At 66.8% G+C, this 17,811-nt stretch carries 8 protein-coding genes and 1 pseudogene; 3 read left to right on the forward strand and 6 right to left on the reverse strand.

All coding sequences use genetic code 11. The features are described from left to right. Positions 1 to 106 precede the first annotated feature (106 nt). Positions 107 to 1,159 (forward strand): LacI family DNA-binding transcriptional regulator, encoded by a 1,053-nt coding sequence (locus tag XarbCFBP7408_RS14720; protein WP_104563593.1) that lies wholly within the window; start codon positions 107 to 109, stop codon positions 1,157 to 1,159. Between the two features lie 235 nt (positions 1,160 to 1,394). Here the strand turns inward: XarbCFBP7408_RS14720 and XarbCFBP7408_RS14725 are convergent, their stop codons facing one another. Both XarbCFBP7408_RS14725 and XarbCFBP7408_RS14730 read right to left on the reverse strand, forming a co-directional pair. Then, a complete protein-coding gene (locus XarbCFBP7408_RS14725) occupies positions 1,395 to 4,331 on the reverse strand; it encodes a TonB-dependent receptor (RefSeq protein ID WP_104563594.1) in 2,937 nt (978 codons plus the stop codon). Positions 4,332 to 4,471: 140 nt separating this feature from the next. Continuing rightward, positions 4,472 to 7,942, reverse strand: coding sequence for a glycosyl hydrolase 2 galactose-binding domain-containing protein (locus XarbCFBP7408_RS14730; RefSeq protein ID WP_104563595.1), 3,471 nt, complete (start codon positions 7,940 to 7,942; stop codon positions 4,472 to 4,474). A gap of 220 nt (positions 7,943 to 8,162) precedes the next feature. On the opposite strand from XarbCFBP7408_RS14730, the gene XarbCFBP7408_RS14735 reads away from it, so the two are divergent. Next, positions 8,163 to 10,127, forward strand: coding sequence for a glycoside hydrolase family 97 protein (locus XarbCFBP7408_RS14735; RefSeq protein ID WP_104563596.1), 1,965 nt, complete (start codon positions 8,163 to 8,165; stop codon positions 10,125 to 10,127). A gap of 304 nt (positions 10,128 to 10,431) precedes the next feature. Then, complete coding sequence (locus tag XarbCFBP7408_RS14740) at positions 10,432 to 11,919, forward strand: neprosin family prolyl endopeptidase (protein WP_258072145.1); 1,488 nt, start codon at positions 10,432 to 10,434, stop codon at positions 11,917 to 11,919. Between the two features lie 56 nt (positions 11,920 to 11,975). Here the strand turns inward: XarbCFBP7408_RS14740 and XarbCFBP7408_RS14745 are convergent, their stop codons facing one another. The 4 genes and pseudogenes from XarbCFBP7408_RS14745 to XarbCFBP7408_RS14760 form a co-directional block, all read right to left on the reverse strand. Then, the gene (locus tag XarbCFBP7408_RS14745; RefSeq protein WP_181106662.1) at positions 11,976 to 13,490 is read right to left on the reverse strand and encodes a carboxylesterase/lipase family protein; all 1,515 of its coding nucleotides are present in this window, start codon (positions 13,488 to 13,490) and stop codon (positions 11,976 to 11,978) included. Next, positions 13,487 to 14,410 carry a TrmH family RNA methyltransferase gene (locus XarbCFBP7408_RS14750; RefSeq protein WP_104563598.1) on the reverse strand — a complete coding sequence of 308 codons (924 nt, stop codon included), beginning with the start codon at positions 14,408 to 14,410 and terminating at the stop codon, positions 13,487 to 13,489. The genes XarbCFBP7408_RS14745 and XarbCFBP7408_RS14750 overlap by 4 nt, the downstream gene beginning before the upstream one ends. A 318-nt stretch (positions 14,411 to 14,728) precedes the next feature. After that, positions 14,729 to 14,866, reverse strand: a pseudogene (locus XarbCFBP7408_RS14755) (GNAT family N-acetyltransferase); the annotation flags it as partial. Positions 14,867 to 14,976: 110 nt separating this feature from the next. Then, positions 14,977 to 17,652 carry a M1 family metallopeptidase gene (locus tag XarbCFBP7408_RS14760; RefSeq protein ID WP_104563599.1) on the reverse strand — a complete coding sequence of 892 codons (2,676 nt, stop codon included), beginning with the start codon at positions 17,650 to 17,652 and terminating at the stop codon, positions 14,977 to 14,979. Between the last annotated feature and the right edge of the window lie 159 nt (positions 17,653 to 17,811).

Consider the following 17,811-nt stretch of genomic DNA (forward strand, 5'->3'; position numbering starts at 1 on the left):
TACCGACATCGCAGCGACGATCGCCAGCGGCCAGGCACGTCCTGGTCGCTGCAGGCCTCAAGCACGCCACCCGCCTTTCGCTTCCACTCCAGGACGAGCACACACAATGGCGGCCAAGCGCCAACGCAGTGCGAACAACGCGGCAACCCTGCTGGATGTGGCCAGGCACGCCGGCGTCTCGCCGATGACGGCTTCGCGCGTCATCAACCGCCACCCGCATGTCGGCGAGGAGATGCGCGTGCGCGTGGAGGCCTCGGTCCAGGCATTGGGGTATCGCCCCAACCTGGCCGGCCGTTCGTTGCGCACCAGCGGCCTGTTGCGCATCGGCGTGCTCTACAGCAATCCCAGCGCGGCCTATCTCAACCAATTCATGCTCGGCCTGCTCGAACAGAGCAGCCTCAATGGCAGCCAGGTGCTGGTGGAAAAATGCGGCGCCATCCGCAGCCAGCGTGCCGCCACCGAGCGGTTGCTGGCGGCCGGCGTGGACGGCGTGATCCTGCCGCCCCCGCTATGCGATTCACGCCAGACCATCGCCGAACTCGACGCACGCGGCATCCCGGTCGTGGCGGTGGCGAGCGGCGCACCGATGGCGCAGATCAGCTCGGTGCGCATCGACGATTACCAGGCCGCGCGCGCCATCGTCGATCACCTGATCGAACTGGGCCATCGCCGCATCGCCTTGATCAAGGGCGACCCCAAGCACACGCCCAGTGCATTACGTGCCAACGGCTATCTCGACAGCCTGCAGGCTGCCGGCCTGCCCGTGGCCGCAGAGTTGATGGCAGACGGTCTGTTTACCTACCACTCCGGCCTGCTCGCCGCGCGCAGCCTGCTCGCACAGGCGCTACCGCCCACTGCCCTGTTCTGCAGCAACGACGATATGGCGGCAGCCGCCGTTGCGGTCGCACACGGCCTGGGCCTGCGCGTGCCCGAGGACGTATCGGTCGCCGGCTTCGACGACACCCCGGTCGCCACCACCATCTGGCCCGAGCTCACCACCGTGCATCAACCGGTCACCGCGATGGGCCGCGCCGCGGTATCGCTGCTGGCCGATGCGATCCGCCAGCGACGCAAGGGCGATCCCGCACAGGGCGTACATCAGGTGATGAAGTACACCGTGGTCAAGCGCGGCTCGACGGCGGGGCCGCCGGCGCGGTAAGCGCCGCATCGATCGGCATCGCGTAACGCCTTCGGCATCACGCTCAAAAAAACGGCCACATCGCTTCCCGACGATGCGGCCGAATGGGAGGGTGCCCGACGTTGCCGTCAGGCGTACTGCAGCGCCGCAATCGACGGCGACGGGAAGAAAGCGCAATGACCGCTTGCAGAGCGACAACAGCGGACCATGCGCGACACAGCAGGGGTACGCCGTGTCGCACGACGGTACAGCCGGATCAGAAGCGCAGACGCAAGCCCGCGTAATAGCGACGCTCGAAGATGTTCTGGTCGTAGTAGTGATTGGTCCACTGCGCGTAGCGCCGCTCGCTTTCGCCGGTCAGATTGGTCGCCTGGGCGTACAGGGTCAGGTGATCGTTGACGTCGTAGCTGAAGGACGCATCGAGATAGCCCACGTCGTCGTTCCAGATCGCCAGCTCGTCGCCCCAGGCAGCGCTGTTGACCTGGCTGAAGCGCTTGCTGCGCCAGTTGTAGGCCACGCGCGCCTGCAGCTTGTCCTTCTGGTACCACAGCACCGCGTTGGCCTGGTGCTTGGAGTTGTCGCCGATCGGCAAGGTGTTGCCTTCGATATCGGTGTTGTCGGTATCGGCGTCGGAGAAGGTGTAGTTGATGTTGGTACCGAAACCGCTCAACCAGCCGGGCAGGAAGTCGAAGGCTTGCTGATACCCCACTTCAAAGCCCTTGATCTTGCCGCCGCCGCCATTGACGATGCGCTCCACCGGGCCACCCAGCCGCGCCACGCCGTCGGCATCGGGCAACAGTTCGATATTGGTCACCGTGGTGGGGAACGACTTCACATCGATCAGGAACGCACCCACGCTGACCAACGAGGCATCGGAGAAATACCACTCCCACGAGGCGTTGTAGTTGGTGGCACGATACGGATCGAGATCCGGATTGCCGGAGCGGCCATTGAGGAACAGCACCGCATCCGAGGGCAACGCGGGGTTGCGCGGTGGCGTGCCGTTGACCGCATAGAAGCTCACCAGCCCGCGCCCGAGATCGGGCAGGTCCTGGCGCGCCACCGCCTTGTTGTAGGCAAAGCGCAGCTTCTGCGCGTCGGTGATGTCCAGCGACAGGTTGGCGGTGGGCAGCACGTCGGTGTACTGGCGGTTCAGGCGATTGGTACCGATCGCCGGGCTGACGCCGTTCCATTCGACATTGCCGATGAACACGTTGCCGCTGCTCAGGTACTGGTCGATGGCCAGCTTGGTCTGCACGATGCGCGCGCCGATGTTGGCCGTCCACGGGACTGCGCTGCCGGTACCGCCTTCCAGATTGGCCAGAAAGTACGCCGCGGTGCTCTTTTCGGTGACCTTGTAGGAGTCGGCGGCCTGCTGGTAGGCCACGTTGCCCGGATACAGGCTATTGAGATAGCCCACCGGATCTTTCATGACCTGCGGATTGATCGCCGGCAGGCCCTGGCTGCCCAGGCCGGTGACCTTGAGCGGATCGAAGTCGTTGAAATACGCCCAATAACCGGGAATCGAATTGAACGGCAGCAGGCGCGCTTCGGACACGCCGCTGCAGGTGTCCACGATCAGCGGATCCTTGAAGTAATACAGCGAGCGGTTCGGGTCGGCGCAGCTGGTCGATACTGGCGACAGATAGCGATAGGTGTCCAGCTTGACCTCGCGCTCGCCGTAGCGGATGCCGAACTGGAAGCCGCGCACCACGCCCTCGTCGAACTCGAAGGTGCCATCGGCGCGGAACGCGTCCATCGTCGCTTCGATCTTGTTGCCCTGCGCCCAGGTCGACATCAGCTGCCAGTTGTCCGGGTTGGAGACGTCGGTACCGAGGTTGACCGCCGGATAGGTGCCGCGGAAATCCACCGAGGCATCCACTGTCGGCAAGCCGTTGGCGTTCGCCCACTGCGTGACGCCGCCGGCGCGCGTGATCTGGTCGCCACGTGTCACCACTGCATCGGCACGCGCTTCGTCGTAGGTGCGCTGTGCATCGCCATGCACCCAGCGGAACGAGGCACGGAAGGGGCCGCCATCATCGAAGCGCAGCTCCAGATTGGTGTTGAGCGCGTCCGAGTCTGCAACGCCGGCCATCGAGTGGGCCTGGAAGCGGTTGTAGCGGAACTGGCCGTATTCCAGCACGCCGTTGGAATCGACCACCGACCCGGGCTGCAACTGGTTGGTGGCCCAGCCGGTGTGCAGCTGCGCGGCGACCGAGGTGTCCTGGTCTTCGAGCTTGGTGTAGGCCGCATCGGCCAACAGCGTCCAGGAATCGTTGATGTTGAACTGGAACGAGCCGTTGATGCCGGTGCGCTGGCGATCGGTGCTGCGGTTGTCCAGTTCGGTGGCGACCCAGTTGTAGAAATAATCGCGCGGCAGATTGCTGGGGTCGGTGTTGCTGCCGATGCGCCCGTCGCCGTTGAAATCGAAACCCACGTTCTGCTCGGTGGATTTCTGCGCACCGTTGGAATACACGCTGGGGTGCTTGTTCTCCAGCGTGGCATCGGAGTACGACACGGCCAGCAACGCGCCCCAGCGCTCGGTGCGGAAGCTGGCCAGCCCCGAATACAGCTCGTTGAGTTCCTGCACGCGGTCGCCATAGGAGCCTTCGGCCTGGCCGCTGAAGGTCCAGCCTTCCGGCAGGTCGAACGGGCGCCGCGTCTTCAGCGAGACGGTACCGCTGATGCCGCCATCCAGATCGGCGGCGGTCGGCGACTTAATCACATCCACGCCGCTGAACAGCGTCGGCGGGATATCGACGAAATCCGGCTGCGCGCGGCCGATGTTCGGCTGGCCGTATTGGTCGCCGCCACCGGCGCTCAGGTACAACTCGCCGTTCATGGTGGTCTGCACCTGCGGCATGCCGCGGATATTGAGCTGCGAGCCCTCGCCGGCCGAACGCCGGATCTGCACGCCGGGCACGCGTTGCAGCGAATCGGTGATGGTGACGTCGGGCAATTTGCCGATGTCTTCGGCAGAGATCGAGTCGATGATCTGCGCGGCGGTGCGCTTGTTTTCGATGGCCTCGGCCTGCGCGCCGCGCACGCCCTTGACCATGACCTTGTCCAGGTCGGTGACCCCGGCGGTGTTGCCGGCGTCCTGTGCGCCTGCGCTGCCGGCAAGCAGGGTGAGTGCAGCCGCGAGTGCGGCGGCCAGCGGGGTGTGGCGGGTGTTCGAATGCAGCTTGTTCATGGTCCCCTCCCAGGGATGACGACAATCCACGACCGTTTCGAATGGCATTGCAGCAACGGCAATGCGGTATTGGCTGACGCGCAATCGGCGCATCAGTGTGAACGCCGTGGGGGGCACGGCGCGGCAACGCGCTGGCGCCGCTACGGAGGCCCGTTGGCAACGCCTGTTGATGGTTCGACATTCCAGCCGCGCACCTGCAGCGTGGCATTGCGCAGGCTCGCCGCGGACGGGCCGCGGATCTGGATCTCGCGCTGCTCGCCCGGCACCAGGCTGAGATAGTTATCGCTGTAGTACGCCGGCAGGATGCGCTGGCCTTGCGCGTCCACCAGGGTCAGCTTGGCGTTGAGCGCAACCTGTTGCGAGGCATTGCGTACGCTGGCGCGCAGCACCGGTTCGGCGCCCTCCTGCAGCTGCGTGCTGAGCTGCACCGGCACTGCCGCCAGCGCATCCAGCCCCCGCATGGCCGCCGCATCGCGCGCCACCCAGTAGAAATTGCGCGAACGCACGACCGCATCGCGATCGAGCAATTGCAGCCGCACAAAGCCCAGGCCATTGGTGTCCTTGAGTAACGGTGCCAGCTGCAGCACCGGTGCCGACACCGCAACCGCCGCGGCCTGCAGCGCTTGCTCGCGCTGCTGCAGCAGCGTCCCGTCGGCGGCATAGACTTCTGCGCGCACGCGCAGGCCGCTCACCGGCTCGGCCGCGTTGTTGACCACCACCACCTCGTGGCCGGGCAGGTTCATCTGCACATGCAGCATCTCTGCCGCATTGCGCACGCCGTAGTAGGCCGCGTGGGTGTCGTAGTCGTGGCTGTAGATCTGCCACACGTTGCTGGGCCAGGCCGGATGGCTCATCCATAGCAGCCGCCCGCTGTTCTTGCTCCACAGCTGCGCGTTGAAGCCTTCGAAGATGGCGCGATGCGTCTCGTAGTTGAGCAGCTGCGCCTTGCGTTCGAAGTCGGCCAGGCTGGTCGGCGCGCCGAGCTTGTCGGTCAGCGAGCGCATGAAGCTGGCAGTGTCGCCGTTACCGGACTGGTGCCAGTCGTGATACGCCCAGGCATCGCCGATCGGCCACTGGTCCTGCACCGCCGGAACCGACGCCTTGAACGACTCCAGGGTGGAGAACGAGGGCGTGCCCACCTCTACCGAGAAACCCTGCGCCAATGCGTTGAAGTAGCCCACCGGCTCGCGGTAGTTGTACGGGCCGCTGCCCTGCAGATTGACCTGGTTGGAACTGCCGGTGTACCAGCGCGTGCCATCGAGTTCTGCAACCAGCGTGTCCAGGCCCTCGTTGAGGATGGGTGCCGGCACGCCTTCGTTGCGCCCGAACCACAGCACGATGGAGGGATGATTGCGGAAGCGCTTGATCACCTCGGCGGCATTGTCCAGGAACAGCGCCGCGTCGGCCGGCTCCATGTTGTAGTTCTGGGTGGACTGCCAGAAATCGTTGAACACCAGCATGCCATACTCGTCGGCCAGCTCGAAGAAAGTGGCCTCGGTGTTCTGCCCCACCCAGTTGCGCACCACATTGAAATGCGCATCGCGCTGCAGGCGGAAATATGGCTCCAGCCGCTCGCGCGAGACCCGCTTGCGCCAGTCGTCCATGCCCCAGTTGCCGCCCTTGACCGCGATGCGCACGCCGTTGATGCGCAGGGCCAGATACGGCGCCAGCGCATCATCCTCCAGCGGCGTGACCGCCGGCGACACGGCGGCACCGGGATAGAACGACTGCGCATCGCCACCGGGCACGGGCCGGATGGCGCTGTGGCGCGCATCCACAATGCGCTCCCCACGCACACGCGCCTTGTTGAAATCCACCAGCACGCGCCGCAGCGCGCCATCCTCATCGAACAGGGACAACTCGTAGGTGACCTCGCGAATGCCGAAGCGCAGCCGCTGCGTGTCCGAACGCGCACCGGCAACGTCCACGCCCACCTGCAAGGTATACAGCGCCGGTTCGCCATAGCCGTTGGGCCACCACAGGCGCGGATTGGCGACCACCAGCTGCGGCGTATCGGCGGCGGTGAGCTTGAGCGTGCTGCCACCGGCCGGCACCGTGACCTCGCGCTGGATGCGCACATCGCCGAACGCCAGTTGCACCGTGCCCTGCACCGCTGCGGCAGTGTCGTTGCGCAGCGGCAGGTTGATCTCGAGTTCGGCACGGCGGTGATCGGGTGCCAGCCGTGCGGTGACCACCTGCGTGTCGCCGATCGCCAGCGGACCTGTCGCATGCAGTTGCACGTCCTGCCACAGACCGGCATTGCGATCGCGCACCGCCGGAATCCAGTCCCAGCCTTCGCTGGCGATGAAGGTCGGCCCGTCCAGCGCCTGCATGCCGCCATTTTCGCCGACACCGGCCGTCATCGACTGTTCGTGCGCGATGCCGGGATGCGGCGGCGGCGACACCCGTACCGCGATGACGTTCCTGCCCGGCCTGAGCTGCTTGCTGAAATCGAAGCGACCGCGGGCGAATGCGCCGCGGGTACGGCCGACCTGGGTGCCATTGACCCAGATCTCGCCGGCGTAGTTGATGCCGTTGAACAGCAGTTCCAATCGCTTGCCTTGCAGTGCGGCAGGCAGATCGAAACTGCTGCGGTACCACCAGTCCTGCCGGCTCAGCGATTCGGGAATCGCCATGTTGTTGAGGCCGATATCCGGATCCGGATACACGCCGCGATCGACCAGCGTGGTGAGCACCGTGCCCGGCACCGTCGCGGCGCGCCAGTGGGTCTTGCCGGTTGCGTCGTCGCTGCGCGACAGCGTCGCACCGCTGGCCTGCCCGAGCGCTGGTGCAGCAGCGAGTTGCCAGGCACCGATCCGCCATGACGCGGCATCCAGCGGCTGCAACGCGGGCGCCTCCGGCGCCGGCCTGGCGACCGGCGCCGGGAAGGGTGCGGCACTGCGCGGCAGGGTCGCCGCCGCTTGCGGTGCAAGTTGCCCTGCCATCTGCTTGACCTGCACGCGCCAGCCAGGCGATGCATCTTCGAAGCGCTGCAGCGCAGGATCCGGCGCCTGTGTGGCAAGCCGTGCGACGGCTGCCGCCTCCAGTGCACCGGCCTGCGCGCTGAAGCCTGCGATCTCGCCGCCGAAGTGCTGCGCATACGCCGACGGTTGCTGGCGCGGCCCGAACACCAGCATCGGCGCGACTGCGGTTTGTTGCACGCTGCCGCTGGCGACCTGGCGGCCATTGGCATACAGCCTCAGACGCGTGCCCTGCGCAATCGCGGCAACCTGCGTCCAGACACCTGGGCGCAGCGGCTGCTTGCTGCGCAGCACGTGTCCGGCGCCTTGGGCAAAGCCCAGCAGGCCGTTGTCGATGACGAAGAAACGGCCAGCCGCCAGCGGATCGCCGAGGCCGGCAATCAACGCCGGGCCGGTGGTCCCCTTGGACGGCCGCACCCAACCGGACACGCTCCAATCCGCATCGGCGGCCAGCAGCGGGGTTCCGGCGGCGAGCTTCTTGCTCAGCCCGAGACCGCCCGCGAGCACGCGCACGTCGTAGGGACCGGGCGGATCGGCATCGGCGGGTGCAGCCTCCACTGCAGTCCAGGCGATGCAAGCACACAACAACCACAGCGCTCCACGGCGAAACGCCTTGCGAACCATCAGCATTAGAGGCCTCTCCCAAGCTCTACTGCCACGCAACGGTGCACACCACCTCGACGCAACCGCCAAAGCGACGCGTCGTCGCCTTAGTCATTGCATCTGTCGTGATGCCGCCCGTGGCTGCCGCCCCTGTTTCAGCGGCCATGGTGCGAGGTAACGTTACCCCAGGTGGATATCGACGACAACCGTTCTGCGTTAGGGTTGGCGCTCCCAGGAGGAGGGACTCATGCGAAACCTGATCCAGTCCGCATTACCGGCGGCGTGCGCGCTGCTGTGTTCGATCGCACTGCCTGCAGCTGCGCAGCGCTTGCAGGTGCAGTCGCCCGATGCACGCACGCAGGTGGAATTCATGCTGCGCGAGGATGGCGTGCCGACCTATCGTGTGCTGTATCGCAACAAAGTCGTGCTCGACGACGCCCCGCTCGGACTGGATCTGGGCCGTGCCGACACGCTCGGCAAGGCGATGACGCTGCAGGGCAGCACGACCGAGACGCATGACGGCCGGTTCTCCCTGACCGTGGGCAAGACGCGCCACGCACGCGATCACTATCGCGCACTGCGCGTGCGGTTGTCGGACCCCAAGCAGCGACGTCTGACGGTGGAACTGCGTGCCTACGACGACGGCGTGGCGCTGCGTTATGTGCTGCCCGACGCCGGCGAGGTGCGGATTCGCAACGAGCTCACCGGCTTTGCATTCCCCGGCGATTACGCATGCTGGAGCTTGAACCTGGGCCGCTTCGGCACCAGCCACGAGGGCGAATACGATGCGATCGCCGCATCCAGGTTGCGCCCGCACAATCTGCTCGAGTTGCCGCTGGTGTGCCGGACCGATGCCAACGGCACCACGCTGGCGATTGCCGAGGCCAACCTGCGCGACTATGCCGGCCTGTATCTCACCGGCCGCGCCGATGGTGGCCTGGGCGTGTCGGCGAAGTTATCGCCACGCCTGGACGACCCCAAGCTGGCCGTCAGCCTTGATGCCAAAGGCCGCGATTTCGCCACGCCATGGCGGGTGATCATGCTGGGTGACAGCCCGGCCAGCCTGATCGAATCCAATCTGATTTCCGCACTCAATCCGCCGCCGGCCTTCGATGCGAGCTGGGTGCGCGCGGGCAAATCGGCTTGGGATTGGTGGTCCGGCTCACTGGCCAGTGGTGTGGCGCAGCCGGGCATGAATACCGCCACGATTCAGCGCTATATCGATCACGCGCAGCAATTGAAACTGCAGTACATGCTGATCGACGACGGCTGGTATTTCGGCAGCACCGGCGATGGCCAGTACAACGTCGATGCCGATATCCGCCGGCCGGTGGAGCAGCTCGACCTGCCGGGTTTGGTGGCCTACGCACGGCAGCGCGATGTCGGGCTGTGGCTGTGGGCGCATTGGCGCGCGCTGGATGCGCACATGGACGAAGCACTCGCCTGGTATCAGCAGCTCGGCATCAAGGGCATCAAGGTCGACTTCATGGACCGCGACGACCAGCAGATGGTGGATTTCTATCATCGCCTGCTGGCCAAGGCCGCCGAGCACAAACTGCTGGTGGATCTGCATGGCGCCTATCACCCGACCGGCCTGACCCGCACCTATCCCAACTACCTCACGCAGGAAGGCGTGCTCGGCGCCGAGTACAACAAGTGGACCACCCGCATCACCGCCACCCACAACCTCACGCTGCCGTTTACGCGCATGTTGCTCGGGCCGATGGACTACACACCGGGCGGCTTCCGCAATGTGCGCCCGGCCGAGTTCAGGATGCAGCACATCGCGCCGCAGGTGATGACCACGCGTGCGCAGCAACTGGCGATGTATGTGGTCTACGAAAGCCCGTTCGCGGTGGTCGCCGACAGTCCGGAACAATACGAAAACGTGCCGGCAGCGCAGTTCCTGCGCGATGTGCCGGCGAGCTGGGACGAGACGCGCGCACTCGATGGCGCGATCGGCGAGCACATCGCGCTGGCGCGGCGTAGCGGCAAGGACTGGTACGTGGGCGCGATGACCAACGAGCAGGCACGCACGCTGACCTTGCCGCTGGCATTCCTGGGCAAGGGCCGCTGGACCGCCACCGTCTATGCCGATGGCGAGGCGCCGACGGACGTGCGTATCGACACACGCAAGCTCACCTCCAGCGACAGCCTGCAGCTGCCATTGGCTGCAAATGGCGGCGCCGCCGTGCGGCTGCAAAAAAAGTAAGAACAGCAATGCCTATAGTGAAGTGATCGTGCACACCTTTGCGCATCGGCAACCTGCCGTACGCAAGGGTGTGCATGACCATTGGCACGGCATCCGCTTAGCGCATTGCGCTTGCCGTGTGCCTGATATCACGTAATGCGCCTGTGCAGATCCATTTCTTTTTTTTGGCGGTTAGGATGCGCACGCCTTCAACGCAGGCATGCGCCGCCGAACCGACCCCGGGGCGCCACTGCGAACTGAAGGCGCTGTCCTGCATGCTGCGCCGCGTGCAGGCAGTTCCGTTCCGGCGCGAGGGGGACACCACATGATTTTCCGTACTCATCGGCCGATGTCGATCGGCCGCGCCGTTGCTGCGCTCTGCGTCTGTGCACTGGCTCCCGCCGCTGCCGCCGCCGCGCTGCTACCGCCATCGGTCTCGGCAAGCAGCGACCGCAGCATCGACACACTGATGCCACCGCTGCTGCGAACACCTGCCACCGCAAGCATCGCAGCCGTGCAGCGCGATACGCTGCGCACATCGCTGTCGGCATCGCGTGCATTTCCGCAGGTCACACGCGAGTTCAAGGAGTTTCTGGATGCGCAGGCGCAACTCAGTTACGCCAGCCGTAGCGCCACGGCAAAGGTCAGCAACCCCACCGCCTTTGCTGAAATGCAGCGCTATGTGTTCAACCGTTACAACGGCCTGACGGTACTGCGCAGCGTGCGGCAGGACGGCAAGGTGTTCGACTGCATTCCGCGCGAGCAGCAGCCGGCACTGCGCGACGGCAGCACCCCCGCGATGCCGCCCACCACCGCGGGCAACATCGGCACCGTCACGCCAGTCGATGCGCTGCAACGTTGCGATACCGGCAGCGTGCCGCTGGAACGCATCGGCCTGGCCGAGATGAGCGAGCATGCGGATCTGCGCAGCTTTCTGCGTGGCACCACCCCCAGCGTGATTGCACCCAGGCAGGCGGATGCCGCGCCGGCGGCGCAGGATGCGGCATCGGAGGTGCATTACTACTCCATCATCTACCTGGATACCGCCGGCTCGCCGGTGACCGGTGCCGGCGCCGATCTCAACACCTGGGTGCCGACACTCACCGCCAACGATGTGCAATCGATCAGCCAGATCTGGCTGTCCGGTTACACCCGCCAAGGCGTGATCCAGACGCTGGAAGCCGGTTGGCAGACACAGCCCGGGGCCGGTTGGGGCACGCGGCCGGTCCTGTTTATTTACTCGACCCAGGATGGCTACGTCACCACCGGTTGCCACAACCTGGATTGCGCCGACTTCGTGCAGACCAGCACTGCCAACGTGCTCGGTGCAGCACCGGCCGGTGGCTTCAGTACCGCAGGTGGCAAGCAGGCAATGCTGCATGTGGAATTCCAGCGCAATGCCGATGGCTACTGGTGGTTCGGCTTGAATGGCGAATGGATCGGCTACTACAAGGCCGAGCTTTACGCGGGCGATATTGCCGAAGGCAGCGCGAACATCTTCATCTCTGCGGGCGGCGAAATTTCCACCTGGAATGGTCGTCCCAGCGCACCGATGGGCAGTGGTCGATTTGCCAACGCAGGCTATCGCCAGGCCGCGTTCCAGGCCAACCACTTCTATCGCGATGCGGCGACGGCCACCCATCCAGCGCAGCGCCTGTCGAGCCTGAATGTGGAGCAGCCGTCCTGCTATACGCTGGCGATGGCCGGTTACACCTATCCGTATGCACTTGGCGCAGGCGTCACCCGCACCAGCCTGTCGCCGGAAATGCAGAACGGCGGCATCTACTTCGGCGGGCCGGGCTGCGCACGTTGAGTTGAGCCAAGTTGCATTGAGTCAGTCGCGCGTACCGTGTCGGTGCGCGCGATCGATTACGGCAAGTCCACGCCTGCGCACACGGCCGGGCGTGCATCCTTGAGCGGGCGCACGCCACTGGCGTCGAACTGCAATGCCGCATGCCTGGGCGCAAATGCCGGCCAGGCCGGCAAGCCCTTGGTGTTGGGATTGCCACGCTGCACGAAGGCGGCCCAGTAGCGCTGCAGACTCACCGGCGGCTGGCCGATCGGCAGACCCTTGAACAGGAACGGCAGCTCGGCGCTATGGGTGACCTGGCCGCCTGGTGCGGCGGTGTCGAACACGTAATGCCACACCGGCACGCCAAGCGCGGCTTGATGCCGGGCAACGGTCACCGCCGGGCAACGGAAGGTCAGGTCGGTGGACAGCTGCATCGCCGCATCGCCCTGCCGTGCGGCACGCTGCGCCGCATGCCTGCGCTGCACCTGCAGCACGGCATCGGCCTGCGCCGGATAGTCGCGACGCAACCGCGCCTGCGCGCCCTGTTTGCCGCCGTACTCCAACTCCTGCACCACATAGCCGATCAATAGCGGCACCCTGGCCTGTGCCCCGTCGGCCAACAACGCGGCCGGCGCACGCGGCAGCACGCGTCCATCGACGACCGCCTGCAGCCAGATGTAACCATCGTCATCCAAGGCCGGCACGTCGACCCCCTGCCCGGCCTTGATCAGCTGCTCCACCGGCAGCGCACGCAGCTGCGCCAGCCGCGTGGCAGGATCGTCGATGCCTGCGCGCTTGGCGATCTCCACGCCCAGCGCGCGATTGTCCTCCAGCGAACGCGCCGGCAATCCGAACCCGGCGGTGCCGCTCTGCTCGATCGCCGCCGAAAACAGGCCGCGTGCCAGCGGGCTGAGCATCAGCAAGCCCACATCCTGGCCACCGGCCGACTGCCCGGCGATGGTGACCCGCGCAGGGTCGCCACCGAACTGCGCGATGTTGTCGCGCACCCATTGCAGCGCGGCGATCTGGTCGAGCAAGGCATAGTTGCCGGCGGCTTGATGGTCGCCATCGCGCAGTTCCGGCAGCGACAGGAAACCGAGCGCGCCGAGCCGGTACTGCAGCGTCACCACCAGCATGTCCTGTGCGACCAGGTTGGTCGGCAGATGACCATCGGCGCCGCCGGCCACGTTAGCGCCCCCGTGGATCCAGACGAACACCGGCAGCGGCTTGGCCGGCTGCAGCGTTGGCGTCTGCACTTCGACGTAAAGACAATCTTCCGTACCGCGCCTGGCCATGGCGTTGTTCCAGCCCAGCGCCGGTTGCACGCACGGGGTGGCGGCCTGGGTGGCATCGCGCACCTCCGACCAGGCAGCGGCCGGTTGCGGCGGCTGCCAGCGCAGCGCGCCCAGCGGCGGCGCGGCGAACGGAATCGCGCGGAACACCGCACTGCCGTCGTCCTGCCACTGCCCGCGCACCAAGCCGTGATCGGTGCGCACCTGCGGCGGTGCGGCAGGCGTGGAGGCCGCTGCGGCATGCGCGCTGACGCTCAACGCGCAAGCGGCGGCAAGCAGACCGGCACACAGGCGCATCACGACTCTCCACCCAACGCACGGGCACGCCAGGCGGCCTGGAACACGGCGGTGGCCGAGGCCACGTTGAGGCTTTCGACCTTGCCGCTGCCGCGGATCGACAACTGCAGGTCGCAATCGCGCGCGAACTGGCGGTCCATGCCCTCGCTCTCCGCGCCCATCACATACACCAGCCGTTGCGGCAGCGCGGCGGCGAACACGTCCTGGCCGCCCTCCACCAGGGTGGCCGCCACTGCGAAACCGGCCTGACGCAGCTGCGCCATCGCCGTTGCGGTGTCGGGCAGTTGCACCAGCGGCACCGCTTCGGCGCCACCTTCGGCCACGCGCGCGGCTGCGCCGGACAGACCCAGCAGGGAGCCGGCAGGCAGCAGCAGGCCGGCCACCCCGAAGTGCGCGGACGAGCGCAAAATCGCGCCGAAGTTGTGCGGGTTGCCCACGCCATCCAGCCACAGCGCCAGCACCGGCCCCTGCGGCAACGCCGCCAGCCAGTCCTGCAACGGCTGCGGGGCGACGCGCAGCACATCGGCCACCACGCCCTCGTGGTGCGTGCTGGCGGCGAGCTTGCTGAGATCGGCCTCCTCGACCACGCGGTAACCGATGCGCTGGGCCACGCACCAGGCCAGCAAGGCCTTGAACTGCGGGATGCGCGCCTCGCTCAGGTACAGCTTGCGCACGGCCTCCGGGCGCGCCTTGAACACGGCCTGCACTGCGTTGATGCCGTACAGCCGCAGTTCGCGCGCATTGCCGCCGGACGACGAAGCCGCGGACTGCGCAGCAGCAGGCATGTCAGCCGTTGGCGCCTGCCGTGCCGGCGGGCGCGCTGCCGGTGTGCGCGACGCGGCGCGGCCCCAGGGATTATGCGAGGCGCCGGAGCTGCTGCCATCGCGCGGCGGTCGTCCGCCCCGTCCATCATGCTGTGTCATCGTCGTATCCAGGGTTCGTGTTGCTTGCCGGCTCCGCGGGGACGGTATCGCCCCCTCCGCCACCAGCGGTGTTCGTCATCCTGCAGGCCGGCGCAGCCGGCGGTGCAGACGCATTGGCGACGATGGTAAGCCACTGGCGCAACGCGCCGTATACGAAGCGGCCGAGGCGCGGCTTTCGAGGCCCTGCAGCTGGGGCTCGGTCTGCCGTTGAAGCGATAAGGGACGGGCGATCGGCGCCGATGCCGGTGACGGATCTGCGCCAACCCGCAACGCGCACACGCGCCTGACCGACGCATTCGCCAGCGCAGATGGCCGAGGTCAGTCCAGATCGGCCGGCAACTCCACCCGCGCGAACACGCGCAAATCGTGCAGCGCATCCGGCCGCATGATCGCGCAGCGGCTGCTGCCTTCTTCGACCAGGTCGCTGCGCAGCCGCACCCTGGCCGATGCCGGGTGGTTCCGCCGCGTCCGGCTGGCGGAACCTGCGGTTGCGTGTAGCCGTTCGCGATGTGATGTGCGCGATATCGGCACCGCCGCTACCGCACACCCGGGCCGCAAGCCGCGGCTCAGCGCTTGGCGGTTTGCGCCTGCTTGAGCGCGGCGCACAGGCGGATGGTCTCGCCGGTCTGCGCCATGCCACGGTCGGAGCCACTGAGCGTGGCCAGACGCGGCTTGAAGAACGCGTCCAGGCGGTCGGCTTCTTCCACGCTGCAACCGCCGGACGCACCCAGCGCCGGCAAGCCACCACCGTCGAACGAGCCGCTGCGCTGCACGATGCGGTCGAAGTTGGCGGTGAACCACGGCCACATCGACGCGTGCGAGCTCTCGTAACTGTGGCCGCGCACCAGCAGGCTCTTCATCTCGCCCACCTTGATCGCATCGGTCAGCGCGAAATCACGCACCTGCTTGAGCAGGGCGGGGTCCTGCAGCGTACCCAGGGCGGCGATCATGGCATTGCGCTGCGCCGGGTCGGCATGCGTGCGCAGTGCATCGATCAGGCGCTGCACCGCCGGTGCGCCGCGCTCCTGCGCGGTCACCGCCAGTGCGGTGCCGAGCAGATCCGGATTGGCCTTGGAGAAGTCCAGCGCGCCGTTGCCGCCGGCCAGGACCGCATCGCCCTGCGCCAGCGGTGCCTTGCGCACCTCCGCATTCTGCAGGCGCAGCGCGAACAGCCCGGCCAGCGCCGAGCGCAGGCTGGTGTCGTCGATCGACTCGCCGCTACGCCGCGTGTAACCCAGCTGACGCAGACGCGGCAGATACGCCTGCTCGGCGGCCTTGCGCAATACGTCGCGCTGGGCCTCGCTGATGGCCTGGTAGCGCCAGATCCATACGAAGCGGTTCAGCAGCGCGGTGGACACATCGGCCGATTCGGACGGCGCCAGCTGCTTGAGCGCTGCCAGCACGGCGTCGCCGTCGGTATCGCCGTGGCGGTAGGCCGCATCGATCGCATCGGCATAGGCCAGTTGTTCGTTGTTGTCGAGCTGGCCGACCTGCTTGCCCAGTGCAGCCAGCTGCTGCTTGGGCAGGCTGAAACGGTAGTAGCCGGCGCCACGCGCGTTCGGGAACACCCAGGTGTTCTTGCCGGCGCCGTCCAGCACGATGCTGCCGCTGCCGTCTGCGAGCATCTGGCAGGCAGTGCCGACCTGGTTCTTGCCCTTGCCGTACTTGACGCACACCGGCACGCCCCATTGCTGCGCGGTGGAGCCGGTGGACCCCAGCGGCAGATAGCGCTGCTGCTGCAGCTTGACCACGGTGTTGCCGCCTTCGCGGGCGAGCTGGGTCTGCAGATACGGCACCCCCGGCTGATTGAGGAAGCTGCGGAAGGCGGCCTTGAACTCCTCGCCCTTGCCGGCCGCGTCGGCGATCGCATCGACCAGATCGTCGGCGGTGGCGCTGCCGAAGGTGTGCTTGGCGATGTAGGCGCGCATGCCTTGGCGGAACACGTCTTCGCCGACGAAAGCCTCGAACATCGCCAGCACCGCCGCACCCTTCTGGTAAGTGATGCCGTCGAAGGCGGTTTCGATATCGCCGTTGCCGGTGATCGGCTGGCGGATCTTGCGCGCGCTGACCAGGCTGTCGTTGTCCATCGCATGCTGCGCGCCGCCGATGCGGTCCAGATTGGCGCGGTATTCCGGGTGCAGCTGCATGGTGATCTTCTGCTGCATCCAGGTGGCGAACGCTTCGTTCAACCACAGGTCGTCCCACCACTCCATGGTGACGGCGTCGCCGGTCCACTGGTGGGCCAGCTCATGCGCATTGGTGTTGAAGGAGCGCTGCACGTTCTCGGCCGGCGAGTCCTTGTCCAGCAACAGCAGCCAGTCGCGGAAGGTGACGAACCCGGGGTTTTCCATCGCGCCGGCGCTGAAGTCCGGCGCGGCGACCAGATCGAGCTTGTCGAACGGGTAGCCGAAGGCGTAGTAGTCCTCCAGCGCGGCGATGATCGCCGGGGTCTGGTCCAGCGCCGGGGTGATGCGCGGGCCCTGGCCCCTGGCGGCGATACCGCGCAACGGGGTCGGATTGGGACGCTGCGGGGTGGCCGGCATCGGCGCGACATCCACCACGTCCCACGGGCCGGCGGCATAGGCGACCAGATAGGTCGGCAGCGGCACGGTCGGGGCGAAGGTCACCGTCTTCCAGCCCTTGCCGGCCGGCTTGCTCAAGGTGGCGATGGTGTTGGCCAGCGCCTGGTCGTCGGTGGGCACGGTCAGGCTGAGGTCGAACGGGGTCTTGAATGCGGGTTCGTCGAAACCGGGGAACGCGTAGCGCGCGCTGATCGGCTCCATCTGCGTCATCGCGTAGGCCTGGCCCTGGTACTTCACCTGATACAGGCCCTGCAGCTGCTGATTGAGCGGCGCGCTGTAGACGATGTCCACGGTGAGCGTCTGCGGCTGCAGCGTGCGGCCGAAATCCAGGCGCACCACACCGGCCTGCGCATCGGCTTGCATGTAGCCTGCGGTCAGCGCCTTGCCCTTGACCGGCTTGACCGTGACCTTGCTGACCTTCAGTTCCTTGCCGTGCAGCCAGAGGTGATCGGAAGCCTGCTTGAGCTGCACGCGGATGCGGGTGCGGCCGCTGAACTCGCTCTGGTCCGGATCGATCTTGAACGACAGGCTGTAGCGCTCGGGCACTGCCCAGGTCGGCAGGCGGCCATTGGGCACCGGCTCGCCGGAGGACTGCGCCAGCGCGGTGCCGCAGCACAGTGCGAGGAGCGAGGGAGCAAGCAGGCAGGCAAGACGACGCATTGGCGATTCCGGGCAGGGCAACTGCGGGAGGCGACCACAGCAGGCCATGACTGTCATGTGACCTTAGTCATTGCGCGGCCGATGCGGTGGGCGCAAACGCCCGCCCGCATCGACGCAGCGGCCCGCCGGCGCGCGCTACGACAGATGCAGGCCGTCGCC

The sequence above is a fragment of the Xanthomonas arboricola pv. guizotiae genome, assembly GCF_002940205.1.
In the GTDB taxonomy this organism is placed as follows: Bacteria; Pseudomonadota; Gammaproteobacteria; order Xanthomonadales; family Xanthomonadaceae; genus Xanthomonas; species Xanthomonas arboricola_C.